The sequence below is a fragment of the Jatrophihabitans endophyticus genome, from assembly GCF_900129455.1.
Classification (GTDB): Bacteria; Actinomycetota; Actinomycetes; order Mycobacteriales; family Jatrophihabitantaceae; genus Jatrophihabitans; species Jatrophihabitans endophyticus.
Window position 1 is genome coordinate 296,371 of record NZ_FQVU01000002.1, and the last position, 17,893, is coordinate 314,263.

Annotated in this window: 15 protein-coding genes and 1 pseudogene; 2 read left to right on the forward strand and 14 right to left on the reverse strand. The window is 74.3% G+C overall.

All coding sequences use genetic code 11. The annotated features are described in order from the left end of the window. Positions 1–83: 83 nt before the first annotated feature. Entirely contained in the window at positions 84–1,307 is a 1,224-nt protein-coding gene (locus BUE29_RS06755) for an FAD-binding protein (protein ID WP_073387943.1), read from the forward strand. Positions 1,308–1,386: 79 nt separating this feature from the next. On the opposite strand, the gene topA is transcribed toward BUE29_RS06755, so the two are convergent. The 5 genes from topA to BUE29_RS06780 all read right to left on the reverse strand — a co-directional run bounded on the left by topA (position 1,387) and on the right by BUE29_RS06780 (position 9,002). Beyond that, positions 1,387–4,146 (reverse strand): type I DNA topoisomerase, encoded by a 2,760-nt coding sequence (gene topA / locus BUE29_RS06760; RefSeq protein WP_073387945.1) that lies wholly within the window; start codon positions 4,144–4,146, stop codon positions 1,387–1,389. A gap of 98 nt (positions 4,147–4,244) precedes the next feature. After that, on the reverse strand, positions 4,245–4,835 hold the full coding sequence (locus BUE29_RS06765) for a hypothetical protein (RefSeq protein WP_073387947.1): 591 nt from the start codon (positions 4,833–4,835) through the stop codon (positions 4,245–4,247). Between the two features lie 76 nt (positions 4,836–4,911). Beyond that, a complete protein-coding gene (locus tag BUE29_RS22765; protein ID WP_073387949.1) occupies positions 4,912–5,895 on the reverse strand; it encodes a hypothetical protein in 984 nt (327 codons plus the stop codon). A gap of 253 nt (positions 5,896–6,148) precedes the next feature. Next, positions 6,149–8,470 carry a sodium-translocating pyrophosphatase gene (locus BUE29_RS06775; protein ID WP_234971385.1) on the reverse strand — a complete coding sequence of 774 codons (2,322 nt, stop codon included), beginning with the start codon at positions 8,468–8,470 and terminating at the stop codon, positions 6,149–6,151. A 187-nt stretch (positions 8,471–8,657) separates the two neighbouring features. Further along, the gene (locus BUE29_RS06780) at positions 8,658–9,002 is read right to left on the reverse strand and encodes an STAS domain-containing protein (RefSeq protein WP_073387951.1); all 345 of its coding nucleotides are present in this window, start codon (positions 9,000–9,002) and stop codon (positions 8,658–8,660) included. A 120-nt stretch (positions 9,003–9,122) separates the two neighbouring features. On the opposite strand from BUE29_RS06780, the gene BUE29_RS06785 reads away from it, so the two are divergent. Continuing rightward, entirely contained in the window at positions 9,123–11,594 is a 2,472-nt protein-coding gene (locus BUE29_RS06785; protein ID WP_073389442.1) for a DEAD/DEAH box helicase, read from the forward strand. A gap of 8 nt (positions 11,595–11,602) precedes the next feature. On the opposite strand, the gene BUE29_RS06790 is transcribed toward BUE29_RS06785, so the two are convergent. From BUE29_RS06790 to BUE29_RS06830, 9 genes and pseudogenes are all read right to left on the reverse strand, one after another. Further along, positions 11,603–12,754 carry a L,D-transpeptidase gene (locus BUE29_RS06790; RefSeq protein WP_073387953.1) on the reverse strand — a complete coding sequence of 384 codons (1,152 nt, stop codon included), beginning with the start codon at positions 12,752–12,754 and terminating at the stop codon, positions 11,603–11,605. 124 nt (positions 12,755–12,878) lie between these two features. Then, positions 12,879–13,214: pseudogene (locus tag BUE29_RS23660) on the reverse strand (Rv3654c family TadE-like protein); the annotation flags it as partial. Beyond that, a complete protein-coding gene (locus tag BUE29_RS06800; protein WP_073387955.1) occupies positions 13,211–13,582 on the reverse strand; it encodes a TadE family type IV pilus minor pilin in 372 nt (123 codons plus the stop codon). The gene BUE29_RS06800 and the pseudogene BUE29_RS23660, both read right to left, overlap by 4 nt. Beyond that, positions 13,572–13,778: a DUF4244 domain-containing protein gene (locus tag BUE29_RS06805; RefSeq protein WP_073387957.1), complete on the reverse strand. Its 207-nt coding sequence runs from the start codon at positions 13,776–13,778 to the stop codon at positions 13,572–13,574. Before BUE29_RS06805 ends, BUE29_RS06800 begins: the two co-directional genes overlap by 11 nt. A 293-nt stretch (positions 13,779–14,071) precedes the next feature. After that, the gene (locus tag BUE29_RS06810) at positions 14,072–14,290 is read right to left on the reverse strand and encodes a hypothetical protein (RefSeq protein ID WP_073387958.1); all 219 of its coding nucleotides are present in this window, start codon (positions 14,288–14,290) and stop codon (positions 14,072–14,074) included. Positions 14,291–14,484: 194 nt separating this feature from the next. After that, a complete protein-coding gene (locus tag BUE29_RS06815; protein ID WP_073387960.1) occupies positions 14,485–15,201 on the reverse strand; it encodes a type II secretion system F family protein in 717 nt (238 codons plus the stop codon). A gap of 13 nt (positions 15,202–15,214) precedes the next feature. Continuing rightward, positions 15,215–16,054, reverse strand: coding sequence for a type II secretion system F family protein (locus BUE29_RS06820; RefSeq protein ID WP_159440835.1), 840 nt, complete (start codon positions 16,052–16,054; stop codon positions 15,215–15,217). After that, positions 16,051–17,193, reverse strand: coding sequence for a TadA family conjugal transfer-associated ATPase (locus BUE29_RS06825; protein WP_084180801.1), 1,143 nt, complete (start codon positions 17,191–17,193; stop codon positions 16,051–16,053). The genes BUE29_RS06820 and BUE29_RS06825 overlap by 4 nt, the downstream gene beginning before the upstream one ends. Next, positions 17,190–17,870 carry a CpaE-like family protein gene (locus BUE29_RS06830; RefSeq protein ID WP_143168034.1) on the reverse strand — a complete coding sequence of 227 codons (681 nt, stop codon included), beginning with the start codon at positions 17,868–17,870 and terminating at the stop codon, positions 17,190–17,192. The genes BUE29_RS06825 and BUE29_RS06830 overlap by 4 nt, the downstream gene beginning before the upstream one ends. Positions 17,871–17,893: the final 23 nt, after the last annotated feature.

The window sequence follows — 17,893 nt, forward strand, 5'->3', positions numbered from 1 at the left end:
GTGCCGGGCACGGAGCCGCGCGGTCGGGAACACGGCGCGAGTGTATCGGTGCGTCGCCCGCGGCACGGGCGGATGATGCGCAGATGACCGTCCGCAACTGGGCCCGGAACATCGCCTTCACCGCCGACGAGGTGCTGCGGCCGACATCGGTGGCCGAACTGAGCGAGCTGGTGGCCTCGCGAGCGCTCGTGCGTGCGCTCGGCACCGGGCACTCGTTCAACCGCATCGCCGACTCGACCGGGGTTCTCGTGTCGACCCGCGACCTCGCGTTGCCGATCGAGATCGACGGCGACACGGTGAGCGTCGGCGGCGGCACCCGCTACGGCGAGCTCGCCGTCGCGCTGCACGCCGCGGGGCGGGCGCTGGCGAACCTCGGTTCCCTCCCGCACATCTCGGTGGCCGGCGCGTGCGCGACGGGCACGCACGGGTCGGGGTCGGGCAACCGCTGCCTCGCCGCCGCCGCGCTCGCCGTCGAGTTCGTACGGGCCGACGGCGCCCTCGTCCGACTGACCCGCGACGATCCCGACTTCGGCGGCGCCGTCCTCGCACTGGGCGCGCTCGGGATCGTCACCCGGCTGACGCTGGCGACCGTCCCCACCTTCGAGATCCGGCAGGACGTCTGGGTCGACGCTCCGTTGCCGCGCGTGCTCGACCGGCTCGACGACGTCCTGGACTCGGCTTACAGCGTAAGTCTGTTCACGTCGTGGCGGCGGCGCGACGTCCTCGACCAGATCTGGACGAAGTCACGCACCGACGGCGTGCCCTTCGACGGCGCCGAGGTGGGCGCGCGTCCCGCCGAGGTGGCGATGCATCCCATCGCCGGTCAGGACGGCGCCACCGCGACGCCGCAGTCCGGCTCGGCCGGTCCGTGGCACGAGCGGCTGCCGCACTTCCGCCTCGAGTTCACGCCCAGCAACGGCGAGGAGCAGCAGAGCGAGTACCTGCTGCCCCGCTCGGCGGGGGCGGCCGCGGTCGCCGCGCTGGCCGAGGTCGACTTCGCCGGCGCGCTGCAGGTGTGCGAGATCCGCACCGTCGCGGCGGACGAGCTGTGGCTCTCGCCCTGCTCCGGGCGCGACACGCTCGCCCTGCACTTCACCTGGTTCGACGACGACGTCCGGGTGGCGAATGCCGTCGACGCCCTGGAGCGCACGCTGGCCCCGTTCGACCCGCGACCCCACTGGGGCAAGGTGTTCCGCGCCGCGCCCACCTGGCACCGGCCGGCGCTGCCCCGCTTCCGCGAGCTCGTCGACCGGTACGACCCGGACCGCACGTTCGGCAACGCGTTCCTGGCCGAGCACGTGTACTGACCCGCAGGAAGATCCGGAACCGCCGGTGATGTTCCTGCACCGGCGGCGCCAGAACACGGCACCCGCAGGAAGATCGCGGTCAGTCGGACGTCGCGGGTGCCGGCGCCTTCTTGGCCGCCTTCTTCGCGGCCTTCTTCGCCGGCTGCTTCGCGGTGGCGGTCTTCTTGGCGGCCGCCTTCTTCGCGGCCTTCTTGGCCGGCGCCTTCTTCGCCGCCTTGCGCGGGGACTTCTTCGCCGGGCCCCGGGCACGACGGTCGGCGAGCAGCTCGGACGCGCGCGCGTCGGTGATCGACTCGATGTCGTCGCCCTTGCGCAGCGAGGCGTTGGTCTCGCCGTCGGTGACGTACGGCCCGAAGCGGCCGTCCTTGATCACCATCTTCTGGCCCGACACCGAGTCCTCACCGAGCTCGCGCAACGGCGGCGCGGCGGCGGCACGACGTCCCCGCTGCTTGGGCTGGGCGAGGATCGCGGCCGCCTCGTCGATGGTGATCGTGAACAACTGCTCCTCGGTGTCGATGGAGCGCGAGTCCGATCCCTTCTTGATGTAGGGGCCGTAGCGCCCGTTCTGCGCGGTGACGTCCTCGCCGTCGAGTTGCCCCAGGGTGCGCGGCAGCGTCAACAGCTGCTCGGCCTCGGGGAGCGTGATCGTGTCGAGCGACATCGTCTTGAACAACGAGGCCGACTTCTCCCCGTTGGTGACGTACGGCCCGTAGCGGCCGGCCTTCGCGGTGATCTCCAGGCCGTCGGCGCCGGCGCCGAGCTCGCGGTCGCCGGACGGCGCGGAGAGCAGCTCCTCGATCTTGTCGGCGGTGAGCTCGTCCGGCGCGAGGTCCTCGGGCAGCGACGCACGCCGGCTGCCCTCGCTGTCGGGGTCGCCCTCCTGCAGGTACGGGCCGTAGCGGCCGACGCGCAGGACGACGCCGGGGGCACGGTCCTCCAGCGGGATGGAGTTCACGCCCCGGGCGTCGATCTCCTCCAACCGGGCCGAGATCAGCCGCTTCAGCCCCCCCTGCGCCGAGATGCGCGCCGAGTGCTCCTCGGCGTCGCCGGAGCCGAACCAGAAGCGGGTCAGCCACTCGACGCGGGAGCGCTCGCCCGAGGCGATGTCGTCCAGGTCGTTCTCGACCGACGCGGTGAAGTTGTAGTCGACGAGGCGTCCGAAGTAGGACTCCAGCAGCCCGATGACCGAGAACGCCGTCCAGGTCGGGACGAGGGCGGGACCCTTCTTCCAGACGTAACCGCGGTCCTGGATCGTCTGCATGATCGAGGCGTATGTAGACGGCCGGCCGACCCCGAGCTCCTCCATCGCCTTGACCAGCGAGGGTTCGGTGTAGCGCGACGGCGGCGAGGTCGTGTGCCCGGTCGGCTCGAAGCCACGCGGGTCGACGCCGTCGCCGCGGACGAGCTGCGGCAGCCGCTTCTCCGCGTCGTCCTTCTCGGCGGACTCGTCGGTGTCCTCGACGTACGCGCGGAGGAAGCCGGGGAACGTGATCGTCCGGCCCGACGTCGTGAACACGACGGCCTCACCGGCGACCGACGTGCCACCGAGGCGGATCGACACGGTGGTGCCGACGGCGTCGGCCATCTGCGAGGCCAGGGTGCGTTGCCAGATCAGCTCGTAGAGGCGGAACTCGTCGCTGGACAGCTCCTTCGCGACCTGCCCGGGCGTGCGGAACGAGTCGCCGGCGGGGCGGATCGCCTCGTGCGCCTCCTGCGCGTTCTTGACCTTGCGGGTGTAGACCCGCGGCTCGGCCGGCACGTAGGCGTCGCCGTAGAGGTCGCGGGCCTGCGAGCGCGCCGCGGTCAGCGCCGTCTCGGACAGGTTCGTCGAGTCGGTCCGCATGTAGGTGATGTAGCCGTTCTCGTACAGCCGTTGCGCGGTGCGCATCACCTGCTGCGCCGACCAGCGGAACTTGCGGCCGGCCTCCTGCTGCAGCGTCGAGGTCATGAACGGCGCGTACGGCCGGCGCCGGTACGGCTTCTCGTCGACGCCCTGGACGGCGAACTCGCGGCCGTCCAGCCGAGCGGCCAGACCACGCGCGCCGGACTCGTCGAGGTGCAGCACGTTCGCCGGCGCCCGGCCGGTCGCCGGGTCGAAGTCGCGACCGGCGGCGAGCCGGGTGTCGTCGACGCTGACGAGCGTGGCGGTGAACGTCTCGGGATCGCCCTGCTTGCGCTGCTGCGGCGCGAACGTGCCGACGACGTCCCAGTACGACGCCGAGCGGAACGCCATGCGCTCGCGTTCCCGCTCGACCACCATGCGGGTGGCGACGGACTGCACGCGACCGGCGGAGAGGCCCGGCAGCACCTTCTTCCACAGCACCGGGCTGACCTCGTAGCCGTACAGCCGGTCGAGGATGCGACGCGTCTCCTGCGCGTCGACCAGCGCGTCGTTGATCTCACGCGGGTTCGCGACGGCGGCTGCGATGGCCTGCGGGGTGATCTCGTGGAACACCATGCGGCGGACGGGGATCTTCGGGTTGAGGGTCTCGACGAGGTGCCACGCGATGGCCTCGCCCTCGCGGTCCTCGTCCGTGGCGAGGTAGATCTCGTCGGCGTCCTTCACCAGAGACTTGAGCTTGCTGACCTGCTGCTTGCGGTCGACGCTGACGACGTAGAGCGGCTCGAAGTCGCGGTCGACGTCGACGCCGAGGCGGGCCCACGACTCGCCCTTGTACTTCGCCGGCACGTCGGCGGCGTTGCGCGGCAGGTCGCGGATGTGGCCGATCGACGCCTCGACGACGTAGCCGCTGCCGAGGTACCCGCCGATGGTCTTGGCCTTGGCCGGGGACTCCACGATCACCAATTTGGTGCCCGCGCGTCCGCCCTGTGCCGCCACGAAGTCCGCCTTTCACCACTGTGCGCCCGGTGCCGGACGTCCAACGGCGGACGGTACAGGAAGGTCGCAAGGCGGCGGTTCCGGGAGTTGGCCCGCCGTCAGGTGGGTGGCGCCGGCCACGCCGTGCCGGCGCCGTCGGGTGCGGGGCCGAGCAGTTCGACGAGCCGTCGCAGCCGCCGCGACGAGGTGACGCGCCACCCCGGGCCACCCCGCGCGCCGAGCGAGACGGCCGCGACGCCGAGCTGGGACAGCTGCGCCCCGGCGGCGAGGTGGATCGCGTGGTGCGTCGGGTCGTCACCGGCCGCGGTCGCCAACAGGTAGCCCGCCTCGTCGCGTCGGCCGGCGGCGACGGCCCAGAGCCGCAGGCCGCCGGGCCCGAGCCGGAACGACCGGGGCAGGCCCTGACCCGCGCCGCGGGTCCACCGTTGCGCGTGGGGCAGCAGCGCGGGCGAGAACGCGGTGCGGGCGCCGAATCCCGACGAGGCCGTCACGACGGCATCGCTTCCGACGACGTCCAGCTCCGCGAACGCAGCGCACAGCGCGTCGGCCCGCCAGCGGTCGGCGACGACGACCGAGACCCGCGCGCCCGGCCCGCTGCGGACCCACCCGCCGCCGGCGAGCAGCAGCCCGTCCAGGTCGTCGAGCGTCGGCGTCGCGGCCGCCGCACCGAAGAGCGAGAACTGGGTCACGGACGCAATGGTGCCCGACGAGCGGACGCTCGCCGGGCACCGTCGCAGCCTTGCTGCACCACTGTGTCGTGCTGGGTCAGCTGCTCTTGTCCTTGTACAGGCACCACTTCTCGTCGATCTCGCGCAGGTACATGGTGATGCTGGTGCTCCGCCCGCTGTCGAGCGTGATGCGGCCGGTCATCGTGGCGGTGTCGCCGGACTCCTTCGCCGCGCTGGTCACCGAGGCCGTCTCGACCGTGTCGAGCTCGGACTGCGTGATCCGGATCGGCACCCCCGGGCAGGCGATCGCCTTCACGTCGTCGAGGTCGTGGCCCTGCAGCGCGAGCATGTAGCGGTAGCCGGCCACCGTCGGCGTGTAGCTGTAGTTGTTCGAGCTCGACAGCGAGGACGACGGATCGTCCGACGACGAGTACGTGGGGTCCGACGGCGAGGAGTAGGTGTCCGAGCTGCTCGGTGCGCCGGAGCTGGACGGGAAGTCGCCGCTGGAGCTCACCGACGCGGTCGGCGACCCCGAGCTGGCGGTCTTCGTGTCGTCGTCACCGCTACTGAGCAGGACGAGCGTGGTGATGCCGCCGGCGAGGACGACGACCGCGACGACGGCGGCGATGATCGCGTTGCGCCGGTTGCGGGTGGGCGGCGGACCGCCCCACGGTGATCCGGGACCGCCCTGGCCGTAGGGCTGCTGGCCGTACTGCTGGCCGTACTGCTGGCCGTACTGCTCACCCTGCTGCCCGTACTGGCCGCCCTGCCCGTACGGGTCATGACCGCCCTGCCCGTACTGGCCGCCCTGCCCGTACGGGTCATGACCGCCCTGCCCGTACTGACCGCCCTGCTGGCCGCCCTGCCCGTACGGGTCGTAACCACCCTGGCCGTACTGTCCGCCCTGCTGGCCGTACTGGTCACCGCCCTGGCCCTGGCCGTACTGACCACCCTGCTGGCCGTACTGGTCACCGCCCTGACCCTGCCCGTACTGTCCGCCACCCGGCTGGCCCCAGGAGGGATTGCCGCCCTGCCCGTAGCCGGGCTGGCCGGGGTTGTTCGGCGGTGGGTAGTCCGTCATCGCGCGCTCGCTTCTGTGAGGTGAGGTCGCCGGGATCGCACCGGTGTCGTCGTCTCGTGTGCTGGCAGTGTGGCAGGAGGGGCGCGGCGCGATCCACCCGAGCGCGCCCGATCGGATGGGGAGGCCTCCCCGATTGCGGGTCCCGGCCGCCGCGAAACCCCGCAAGCCCGGCCATACCGGGCGGGGGGACGGCGACGGCCCCGGTCCGTGCGGGACCGGGGCCGTCGGACGAGCGCGTCGACGTGCGGGACGCTCAGGCCTTCAGTTCGACGCGGGCCGGCTCGGGTTCGTCGCCCATCGTCACCTGCCGGCGCTTCGAGACGATGACCGCGCCGGCGATGACGACGAACGCGACGATGGCGATGACCGCGCGGACGCCGTTGTTCTTGTCGTCGCCCGTGCTGAACTGGATCACGGCCGGGGCGATCAGCACCGCGACGAGGTTCATGACCTTGATCAGCGGGTTGATGGCCGGGCCGGCGGTGTCCTTGAACGGGTCGCCGACGGTGTCACCGATGACGGTCGCGGCGTGGGCCTCGCTGCCCTTCCCGCCGTGCGAGCCGTCCTCGACCATCTTCTTGGCGTTGTCCCACGCCCCGCCGGAGTTCGCGAGGAACACCGCCATGAGCACGCCGGCCGCGATGGCGCCCGCCAGATAGCCGGCGAGCGGGCCGGCGCCGAAGGCGAAGCCGACGGTGATCGGCGCGAAGATGGCGAGCAGGCCGGGTGTGGCGAGCTCGCGCAGCGAGTCCTTGGTGCAGATGTCGACGACGCGGGCGTAGTCCGGCTTCTCGGTGAAGTCCATGATGCCGGGCCGGGTGCGGAACTGCTCCCGGACCTCGAACACGACCCGCCCCGCGGCCCGGCCGACCGCGCTGATGGCCAACCCGCTGAACAGGAACACCGCGGCGGCGCCGATGATCGCGCCGACGAGGATGTTGGGCGAGACGATGACGAAGTTGGTCGCCTCCGTCGCGTGGTACTTGGCCAGGGCGTCGGCGACGGCGTCGGTGAACGAGCCGAACAACGCGGTCGCCGCGAGCACGGCCGTCGCGATCGCGATGCCCTTGGTGATCGCCTTGGTGGTGTTGCCGACGGCGTCGAGATCGGTCAGCACGCGCGCGCCGGCCTCGTCGATGTCGCCGCTCATCTCGGCCACGCCCTGGGCGTTGTCGCTGATCGGGCCGAACGTGTCCATGGAGACGATGACACCGGCGGTCGTGAGCAGGCCGCAGCCGGCGAGCGCCACCGCGAACAGCGCGACCGCGACCGAACCGCTGCCCAGCAGGAAGGCGCCGAAGACGGCCAGCGCGATCAGGACGGCGGTGTAGACGGCCGACTCGAGGCCCAGCGAGATGCCGGACAGGACGACCGTCGCCGGCCCCGTCAGCGAGGTCTTGGCGACGTCCCTCACCGGCCGGCGGATCGTGTCGGTGAAGTAGCCGGTGAGCTGCTGGATGAGGACGGCGAGCACGATGCCGATCAGCACCGCGACGAACGCGATGACGGCCGGGCTGCCGTCGTAGGCCGAGACCTGCTCGCTGATGTCGAAGTCGCTGAACTTCGAGGGCAGGAAGGTGAACGCGGCGACGGCGACCAGGACCAGCGACACGACGGCCGAGATCACGAAGCCGCGGTTGATGGGCACGAGGCCGTTGCGATCACCCGGACGCAGCTTCGTGGCGAGGATGCCGACCACCGAGCTGATGACCCCGATGCCGCCGATGATCAACGGCAGCAGCAGCCCCTTCGCGCCGAACGCCGCCTGGCCGAGGATGAGGGCCGCGACCAGGGTCACGGCGTAGGACTCGAACAGGTCGGCGGCCATGCCGGCGCAGTCACCCACGTTGTCGCCCACGTTGTCGGCGATGGTGGCCGCGTTGCGGGGGTCGTCCTCGGGGATGCCTGCCTCGACCTTGCCGACGAGGTCGGCGCCGACGTCTGCCGCCTTGGTGAAGATGCCGCCGCCGACGCGCATGAACATCGCCAGCAGCGCGCCGCCGAAGCCGAAGCCCTCGAGCACCGTCGGGGCGTGGTCGTTGTACGCGATGAGCACGATCGAGGCGCCGAGCAGCCCGAGGCCGACGGTGAGCATGCCGACGATGCCGCCGGTGCGGAACGCGATGTGGAACCCGCGCTGCCCCTCACCGCCGCGCGCGGCGGAGGCGACCCGGACGTTGGCGCGCGTCGCCATGGTCATGCCGACATAGCCGACGATGGCCGAGAACCCGGCGCCGAAGAGGAAGAAGATCGCGCGGCCGATGCGGACGCTGGCACCACCCTCGTTGACCGGCAGCACGAGGAGCAGGGCGAACACGAGGATGGAGAACAGGCCCAGCGTGCGGAACTGCCGGTTCAGGTAGGCCGCGGCGCCCTCCTGCACGGCCTTGGAGATCTCCTGCATGCTGGTCGTGCCGGTGTCGGCGGCCAGCACCTCCCGCACGAGGACGTAGGCGTAGACGAGCGCGAGGACCGCGACGACGGCGATGACGTAGACGAAGCCACGCTGGGCCCCGGTGATCGCGAGCGGATTGTCGGCCATCGCCGGTGCGGCGACGAGGTGGTGCGAGGCCATAGGGCTCCCCTGGTCGGCTCACGGCCCCGCCAGAACTCGCAACGGCACCGTTGACGCAGTTGGGCACCGGGCACATCGCACGAAACGGCTGGCCCCGGCGCTGACTGGCCGGAGTTTAGCGGGGCCTGAGAGCAGGACCGCGAAGGGGTGTGACCCGTGTCTCACGCGGGTCGCGACCCGCCGACGATCAGGCCTGCAGGGTGGCGACCGCGTCGTCGACCGTGCCGTGGATCGAGAAGACCCCGTCCAGGCCGGTGATCGCGAAGAGCTTGAGGATCCGCTCCTGGTGGCACACGAGGGGCAGCGCGCCGCCGGCCTCGGTGGTGGCCGAACGGGCCTCGACGAGCGCACCGAGACCGGTGGAGTCGAGGAAGGCGACGTCGGACAGGTCGACCACGACGCTCGTGACGCCGGACTGCAGCAGCTCGGACAGGCTGTCCTTCAGGGCGGGAGCCGAGTAGACGTCGACCTCGCCGCTGACGGCGACGACCGGGAAGCCGCCGACCGATTGGCGTGAGACCGAGAGCTCCACGCGCGTCACCTCTCGTTGCAGGTCACAGGGTTCGTGCCGGTGGTGTCACCACCGGCGGGTTCAATGGCGGACGTCGGCGCCGTCGGACGTCCGACGGCGCACGAAGCGCCGTGCATGAGCATGCCACAGCCCCAGGAGAGGACGTCGCGGGTGCAGCACCTGCTCGATCGCGTGCTGCTGGGGGTGCCCCCCGGCGACTCGCCGGTCACACACGTCGAGCGGCTGCGGCCCCGCGCCGGCACCACGGTCGGCTGGCCGGAGTGGGTGCCGACGCCGCTGCGCGACCGGTTCGTCGCGCGCGGTGTGCAGCGGCCCTGGGTGCATCAGGCGAGCGCGGCGAGCACGGCCCACGCCGGCGGCTCGGTCGTCGTGGCCACCGGTACCGCGTCGGGCAAGTCGCTGGCCTACCAGCTGCCCGGACTGACCGCCCTGCTCGCCGACGACCGCGACCGCGTGCTGTACCTGGCCCCGACCAAGGCGCTCGCCGGTGACCAGCTGCGCTCGCTGCTCGACCTCGCGCTTCCCGGGGTCCGGGCCGCGACGTTCGACGGCGACACCCCGCTCGCCGAGCGGGACTGGGTCCGCGCGCACGGCAACTGGGTGCTCAGCAATCCGGACATGCTGCATCGCGGCGTGCTGCCTGCCCATGCCCGCTGGTCGTCCTTCCTGCGTCGGCTGCGCTACGTGGTCGTCGACGAGTGCCATTCCTATCGCGGGCTCTTCGGCGCCCACGTCGCCCAGGTGCTGCGCCGGCTGCGTCGGGTGTGCGCGCAGTACGGGTCGGCGCCGACGTTCGTGCTCGCGTCGGCGACGGTGGCCGAGCCGGCGGCCTCGGCGACGCGGCTCGTCGGTGTGCCGGTGACCGCGGTGACCGAAGACGCGTCGCCGCGCGGCGGGCAGACGTTCGCGCTGTGGGAGCCGCCGCTCACCACCCTGCGCGGCGAGCACGACGCACCGGTGCGGCGCGCGGCGGGGGCGGAGGCGGGTCGGCTGCTCGCCGACCTGGTGGTCGAGGGGGCCAGGACGCTCGCGTTCGTCCGCTCCCGACGGGGAGCGGAGTTCGCCGCACTCGGCGCGACCCGGCAGCTGCACGAGAGCGGACTGGCCGAGCTCGCCGATCGGATCGCGCCCTACCGTGCCGGCTACCTGCCCGAGGAGCGGCGCGCGCTCGAGGCGGCGCTGTCGTCGGGTGACCTGCTCGGCGTCGCCGCGACCAACGCCCTCGAGCTCGGTCTGGACATCTCCGGTCTCGACGCGGTCGTGCTCGCCGGGTACCCGGGCACGCTGGCCTCGGTGTGGCAGCAGGCCGGCCGCGCGGGGCGGGCCGGCGACGAGTCGCTCGTGGTGTTCGTGGCCCGGGACGACCCGCTCGACACCTATCTCGTCCATCACCCGGCCGCGATCTTCGGCCGACCGGTCGAGGCCGCCGTCTTCGACCCGGCCAATCCCTACGTCCTCGGCCCACAGCTGTGCGCCGCGGCCGCCGAGCTGCCGATCCGCCCGGACGAGCTCGCCCTGTTCGCGGCGCCCACGGCCGGGGTGGGCGGCGCGGACGAGCAGGCGGGCGTGGCGGCCGTGGCGGCCGCCCTGGCCCAGCTCGTCGCCGAGGGGGCGCTGCGACGGCGCGCGGCCGGGTGGTTCTGGACCCGCCACCGCCGCCCCGACGTGGACATCCGCGGTGCGGGCGGCCAACCGGTGCCGGTGGTGGAGGCCGCGACGGGCTCGCTCATCGGCACGGTCGACGCCGCGACGGCCCATGCGACAGTGCATCCGGGCGCGGTGTACCTGCACCAGGGTCGGTCGTACGTCGTGGACGCGCTCGCCCCGAGGGCGGAGCCCGGGCCCGAGTTCGGGTCCGAGTTCGGGCCCGAGTTCGGGTCCGACGCCGGCCGCCGGGGCGGAGCGGGCGGACGGGACCCGGACCACCGGTCCGGCGCGAGCGTCGCGCTGGTGCACGCCGAGTCGCCGCCCTGGTCGACCTCGGCGCGCGACGTCACCGACATCGCGGTCGTGGCCGAGCGCGACGGCTTCTCGCACGGCCAGGTGCGGGTGTCGCTGGGCACCGTCGACGTGAGCAACCAGGTCGTCGGCTACGTCCGGCGTCGCCTCGACACCGGTGAGCTGCTCGACGAGATCCCGCTGGACCTGCCCGCCCGTGAGCTGCGCACCACCGCCGTCTGGTACACGATCGAGCAGGTCGCCCTCGACGCGGTCGGCCTCGACGTGGCGGCGGTGCCGGGCGCCGCCCACGCGGCGGAGCATGCCGCGATCGGGCTGCTGCCGCTGTTCGCGGTCTGCGATCGCTGGGACATCGGCGGCGTCTCGACCGCGCTGCACCCCGACACCGGTCACCCCACCGTGTTCGTCTACGACGGGCACCCCGGCGGCGCCGGCTTCGCCGAGCGCGGACATGCGGCGCTCGGCGCGTGGTTGCGGGCGACCCGGACCGCGATCGCGGCCTGTGAGTGCCCGAGCGGGTGCCCGTCGTGCGTGCAGTCGCCGAAGTGCGGCAACGGCAACGAACCGCTCGACAAGGCGGGGGCGGTCACGCTGCTCGACCTCGTCCTCTCGCACGTCGAGCCGGCGACCTGACCGCGACGTCAGCTGGTGCTGACCAGCCCGCCCGTGCGCCACTGGGCCCAGGTGAGGTTCCAGTCGCCGTACCCGTCGCCGAGGCGCATCTTGGCGCCGCCCGCGTCCGGATAGCGCACGACGTCGCCGACCTGCATGAGTCCGAACAGCTTCTTCGCATCGGCCGTGGAGAGGTTGGTGCAGCCGTTGGAGCTGTTGGACCGGCCGATGTTGCCCCCTGCCGATGCTTCGTTCCAGGGGGCGGCGTGCAGGTACTCGCCGCTGTAGGTCAGGCGCTGCGTCCAGTAGACGTGGGCGAGGTTGTACTCGATGCCGCTGTGCGCGCCGCGCATGCGGGTGTCCTGGTCCTGCTCCATCACGACCTTGGTGCCGCGGATCGTCCGTGAGCCGGGGCCGCCCAGCGAGACCGGGAAGCGACCGACGCGCTTGCCGTCGGAGGTCAGGGTCAGGGTGTGCTTGCCGTCGTCGACCTTGGCGACGTTGCGTGCGCCGGTGCTGAAGTCGAGGGTCAGGCTGTCGTCGTAGCCGAGCCCCTTGCCGGCCGAGAGCCCCTTCGCCGGGATCGCGACGTGGATGCGGGCGTGGGCCGGCCAGTAGTGACGGGGACGGAAGTGCCCTTCGATCGGGCCGTTCCCGGCGCCGGAGTTCTCGAAGTACCAGGCGCCGGCGAGCGGCTTGCCGTCGGCCGTGACCGTCGTGGCCTGCTGCAGCGCGGCGCCGTCGGTGATCTGACGGGAGAAATAGGCGATGACGGGCATGCCGACGCCGTAGTGCGCGCCGTCGCCGTTGAACAGGCTGATGTGCACGTGCTCGGCCCGGGCGTCCGCCCGTTTCGGCCCGGAGGGCGACGGCGTGGCCGACGCACCGCCCGACGAGGTGGCACCGGTCGTGGGAGCGACCGCGGTCGGTGTCGTCGGGGTGCTGGCCAGCGACGAGGTGGTCGCCGTCGTCGCCGGTCGGGTGCCGGCACCACCCTGCCCGGACGCCGAGCTGCCGCCCGAGCAGCCCGCGAGCAGCGCCGCCGACAGCGCGACGACCGCCGCGGCGAGCCACGGCGCGGTGCGACGTCGCGCGGACGGGGCCGGCTGCGGTGTGGCAGTCGCTGCGGTCGTGGCGGTCGCCGCTGCGGTCGTGGGGGTCGGGGTCGTCTCGCTCGTCACGTGGGAAGGACGCGGTGACCGGCGCTCCGGTTGCCGCCGTTGCCGATCCGTCATCTACGTCACCGTGGGCGTCACGGTCGAGGTCACGCGCGACGGCCGGCCCCGGCAGCCGGCCGGCGCGGGCGTGGGCTGTCACCCGTCGGGTTCCGGCGACGGGCAACCGGACGGTCGCGCTCACGGTCACGTCGACGACGCCGCTGCGGCCATCGGCGCCGAACGTGAGCCGGCAGCCGACGAGCCGGCCCCCGTTGCGAGCCGCGATCCGCACGGCGGCCCCGCACGGCGCTCCCGACATCCCGATCCGCGCAGCGGCGGCCAGGGCGGCGAGGTCGGCGGCGGCCTCGACCCGGTGACGGCCGAGGACCGCGAGGGTCCGCAGGGTCGTCACCGAACCGATCAGCAGCACCACCGCGGCAGCGGCCACCACCCAGATCGAGGCCGATCCGTCGTCCCGGCTCACGGCGACGCCCCGGACGCGGCGGGTTCGAGCGCGGCCACCGCGGCACCGGTGACGGTGAAGGCGGGCAGCAGGCCGCCAATCGGGCGGACCTGCGCGTGCACCTCTGCCACGACGTCGGTGCCGGCGCGCCGGATGGAGAGCACCGCCCCCGGCGCCGCCTGTCGGGCGAGGCGGGTCGCGACCGCGGTGTCGCCCCGCGCGGCCGCGCGCGCGGCCTCGCGAGCGGCGTCCTGCACGCGGACCCGGCCCGACGCGACCGCCACGGCGGTCAACGCGACCGCGAGGAGGAGGACGAGGACCGGTAGGCAGGCGGCGAGCTCGGCCGTGGCCATGCCCTCGTCGCCGGGCCGGCGCCGGTCAGAGCGCATTCAGCGCCGACCTGACGATCGAGCTCAAGGCCGAGGAGACGGCCGGGCTGCGCACCACCTTGTAGAGCACGACCGCGAAACCGACCGCGGCGACGGTGCCGACGGCGTACTCGGCGGTGGACATGCCGGCGTCGACGGTGGCACGCACGCGACGGACGACCCGGCGGACGAGAGCGTGGCTGCTGCGAGGAGTCATGCCGCACAGCCTCCGTCCGAGGGGCGCCGCACGGACCGCGGCCGCGACTGCTGTGGACGACCACCCCGCCTGTGGACGGCCGAGGCCCCAGCTGTCACAACCGCGTCCTAGCGTCCTCGCGGGGCGCCCCGTCGGTCGGGAGCGGGCGCCCGCGCCGGCGGACAGGGTCGCCCCGACGCGACGAGGGCGCCGACCCCGGTACGGGATCGACGCCCTCGCGGCGCGCCACGGCGGTCGGCGACATCGCTGCCGGCGACATCGCTGTCGGCGGCGCCCCGGCCCACGGCCCGCGCTCACAGCTGCCCGGCCACCAGCCAGTCGTGCACGGCGGTGAACGGCCGGGCCGCGGCGTGACCGACGGCCGCCGCTCGGGGGTGCGCGGACTGGCGCCGGCCGCGACGGACGGCACGTCGCGCGGCGCGGGCCTCGCCGACCCGGCGGCCGCGGACCGCGCTCGCCTGCAGTGCTCGCATGTGCTCGTGGGCCATGCTGTCGGTCAGGATGGTGGTCATGACGGCCTCCGGTGTCGATGTCCTTCGCTGGCATCGACCACGTTCGCGGTAAGGCCGTGGCCCGGGCATCGGAAGTTGGCCCAGTTCGGAGCGGCCGTCCGCGCGGCGCCGCCCGCTAAGGGGTCGGCTGCCCCCTTAGCCGCCGGCCGGTGCCCCTTAGACATCGGCCACCGAACCCGGCGACCGCGACATGGTCAGGGCAGGTCGGTCAGGGCCGCCCGCGCCACACCGACGACGACGGGCACGACGCCGAGCAGGACGAACGACGGCAGGAAGCACGCCGCGAGCGGGGCCATCGCGCGCACCCCGGCCCGCTGCGCGCGCGCCGTCGCGTCCGCCGTGGCCTCGGCGCGCAACTCGACCGCGAGGCGCTCGAACGCGGCGGCGAGCCGAGCCCCGCTCGCGGCGCTGCGCACGGCGACGGTGGAGACCGGCCCGAGCGGCCCGTCGCGCGCCAGCACCGCCCACGCCTGCGCGGGCTCGGCGCCGAGGCGCAGCAGACCGGCGACCCGCTCGAACGCGGCACGGATCTCGGGGCCGGCGGCCTGGGCGGCAGCGCTCACCGCGTCGGCCGGGGGCCGGCCCGCGCGGAGCGCCGCCGCGGCGAGGTCGAGCACGAGCGCCACCCAGCGGTCCTCGGCCGGCGTCGCGTGCCCGGGCCGCATCCGGCGCAGCCCCCACCAGCCCGACGGGCAACCGACGAGCGCCACGACTGCCCCGGCCGGTGGACCGGACAGCGCGACGGCACCGGCGATCGTGGCGACGAGCGCGCATGCGACGAGCGTCCGCGGCGGGCCGGCCGCACGGTCGGCGAGCCCGCCCGGATGCGGCGTGCCCGGACGCGGGATGCCGGGGCGCGACGGCCCCGGCGCGAGGACCACCGCGGCAGCGACGAGCAGCCAGCCGATCACCGTCTCGCCACCGTCATCGCCCGGCGCGCCGCACGATGCGCCGCAGCCACAGCACGCCCGCGGCGTCCAGCAGCACCCCGAGGCAGCACACCGCCTGACCGGCGGACGGCCCCAGCAGGAACTCGAGGGGTCGCGCGTCCATCGCGGCACCCATCGCGACGCCGACCGACGGCAGTGCCGCCACCAGCACCGCGGCGGCGCGCGGGCCGGCCAGCGCGACGGCCACCGCGCGCCGGCGCACGTCCTGGGCCGCCAGGTCGGCCGCGACGTGGTCGACGACCTCGGCCAGCGCCGCTCCGGTCGACTCGACGAGTCGCCACGCCGCCCCCAGGGCACGCACCCCCGGCTCGCCGCTCGCCGCGAGCGCGGCCGCGGCATCGGCCCCGTCCCGAAGGGCGTCGACACCGGCGTGGAGCTGAGCCGCCGCGACGTCGCCGGTGGCCGCCGCGGCATGCAGGGCGGCAGCGGGGGTGGCGCCGGCCGCGAGCTCACCGGCCAGGACGCGGACCGCGGTGAGAAGCTGACGATGTCGCCGGCCGAGCTCGCGACCCCGGACGGCGTCGCGGGCCAGCAGGGCGGCGACGCCCGACACCGCGGCTCCCGCGACCGCCAGCAACACCGCGCCACGGAGCGCCACGGCACCCAGCCCGACCGCCGCCCCGGCCCCGCCCACTGCCCCCGACCAGCGCACCGCGCGGGCCGGACCGCCGACCGTCGCCGGGCCGACGGCGCCGGAGCGGGCCAGCCGACCCGACCCGGCCAGCACGGCGATCCGCGGCAGCCAGACCGACGGGAGCGCCGTCACCGCGAGGGCGCACCCGAGCGCCAACAACGCGCCGACGGCCGGGCTCACCGCGCTGCCCGATCGTCGATCGCGGCGGTGAGCCGACCCGCCCCCGGCCCGGCGCCCCCGGCGGCCGACCACGCCGGCACGACGGCCAGCGCGTCGCCTACCCGGTCGAGCAGCGCGATCTCGGCCACCGCGCGCCGCCCGTCCCGGCCGCGCCGAAGATGCACGATCACCGTGACCGCGCTCGCCACCAGGCTGGTGACGGCCGGCGCGGGGAATCCGGCGAGCGCGCCCAGAGCGGCGAAGCGCGCGGGGACGTCCGCCGCGGAGTTGGCGTGCATGGTCGCGGCGCTGCCCTCGTGGCCGGTGTTGAGCGCGACCAGGAGCTCGACCATCTCCGCGCCGCGGAACTCGCCGACGACCAGCCGGTCCGGCCGCATCCGCAGCGCCTGCCGCACCAGCTCCCGCAGCCCCACCTCGCCGGCGCCCTCGACGTTCGCCGGGCGCGTCACCAACCGGACGGTGTGCGGGTGCTCGACGACGAGCTCCGGCGCGTCCTCGATCAACAGCAACCGCTCGCCGGCGTCGACGGTGCCGAGGAGGGCACCCAGCAGGGTCGTCTTGCCCGTGCCGGTGCCGCCGGTGACGACGAAGGCGAGGCGGGCCGCGACGACGTCCCGCAGGGTGGCCGCGACGTCGGCGGGCATCGCGGCGAGGGCGACGAGGGAGTCCAGGTCGTGACGGCGGCGTCCCAACACCCGCAGGGACAGCGTGGTGGTGGGCACCAACGGGGGCAGCACCGCGTGCAACCGGCTGCCGTCGGCGAGCACCGCGTCGACGTGCGGCATCGCGTCGTCGAGACGGCGTCCGGCACCGGCGGCGAGCCGCTGGGCGAGGGCCCGGACGGCGACCTCGTCGGGGAAGGTCACGCCGACGCGTTCCAGCCCGCGGCCCCGGTCGAGCCACACCGAGCGGGGCCCGTTGACCAGCACGTCGGTGACGCCCGGGGTCGCGAGCAACGGCTCGAGCGGCCCGGCGCCGTGCAGTTCGGCGTGCACGTCGCGACGCAGCCGGTCGAAGACGGTGTCGTCGACGATCCCGGCGTTCTCGGCCCGCAGTGCGGACGCGACGTCGACGGTGCCCGCGACCATGCGGCGGCGGACCCGGTCGAGCAGCTCGGCGTCGATCACCGGGCCGGTCATGCGGCGGCCACCCCCGCCAGCACGCCGGCGGCGACCCGGGACGCGGGGCGCGGCGGCCGTCCCGGATCGAGGGCGAAGCGTCCTGGGCGCAGGGACGGCAGCACCCCGAGCAGCGGTACGCCGACGAGCGCCGCTGCCTCGCGCGGCGAAACCTCGCCGCGGCGCACGACCAGGCCCACGCGGACGTCGGCCAACGCGGCGGCGGCCGCGTGCGCGGCGACGAGACCGGCCACGTCGGCGCGAGCCAGGAGCACGACGAGATCGCAGACGACGAGCGCGGCGGCCCGCGCCCGCGTGTCGGCGCGCGGCAGGTCGAGCACGACCGGCCCCAGGGAGACCGCCGCCGCGACCACCTGCAGCACCGCGTCGGCGTCGAGTGTCGCGAGGTCCGCGGCGAGCACCGAGGCGCCGCCGGCACGGGGGAGCCCACCCGCGAGGTCGGCGGGGTCGAGCCGGCCGCCGGCCACCTGCAGCCCCGACCACCGGGCCCCCGGACGCTGCTCGACGCCGAGCACGACGTCGATGCCCCCACCGGCGCAGTCGAGGTCGACGAGCATCGCCGGGGCCGCGACGAGCGCGAGGACGGCGGCGAAGCAGGACGCGCCGACACCACCGCTGCCCCCGACGACGCCGATCACCGGCCCGCCCTGCTCGCCCACACCGTCTACACCGCCCACCTCGGCCACGCTGCCCGAGCACC

Coding starts and splice junctions, on each gene's coding strand:
- BUE29_RS06755 (WP_073387943.1), top strand. CDS start 84: ATGACCGTCCGCAACTGGGCCCGGAACATCGCCTTCACCGCCGACGAG.
- BUE29_RS22765 (WP_073387949.1), bottom strand. CDS start 5,895: ATGACGGACTACCCACCGCCGAACAACCCCGGCCAGCCCGGCTACGGG.
- BUE29_RS06775 (WP_234971385.1), bottom strand. CDS start 8,470: ATGGCCTCGCACCACCTCGTCGCCGCACCGGCGATGGCCGACAATCCG.
- BUE29_RS06785 (WP_073389442.1), top strand. CDS start 9,123: ATGCCACAGCCCCAGGAGAGGACGTCGCGGGTGCAGCACCTGCTCGAT.
- BUE29_RS06800 (WP_073387955.1), bottom strand. CDS start 13,582: ATGCGCTCTGACCGGCGCCGGCCCGGCGACGAGGGCATGGCCACGGCC.
- BUE29_RS06805 (WP_073387957.1), bottom strand. CDS start 13,778: ATGACTCCTCGCAGCAGCCACGCTCTCGTCCGCCGGGTCGTCCGTCGC.
- BUE29_RS06810 (WP_073387958.1), bottom strand. CDS start 14,290: ATGACCACCATCCTGACCGACAGCATGGCCCACGAGCACATGCGAGCA.
- BUE29_RS06825 (WP_084180801.1), bottom strand. CDS start 17,193: ATGACCGGCCCGGTGATCGACGCCGAGCTGCTCGACCGGGTCCGCCGC.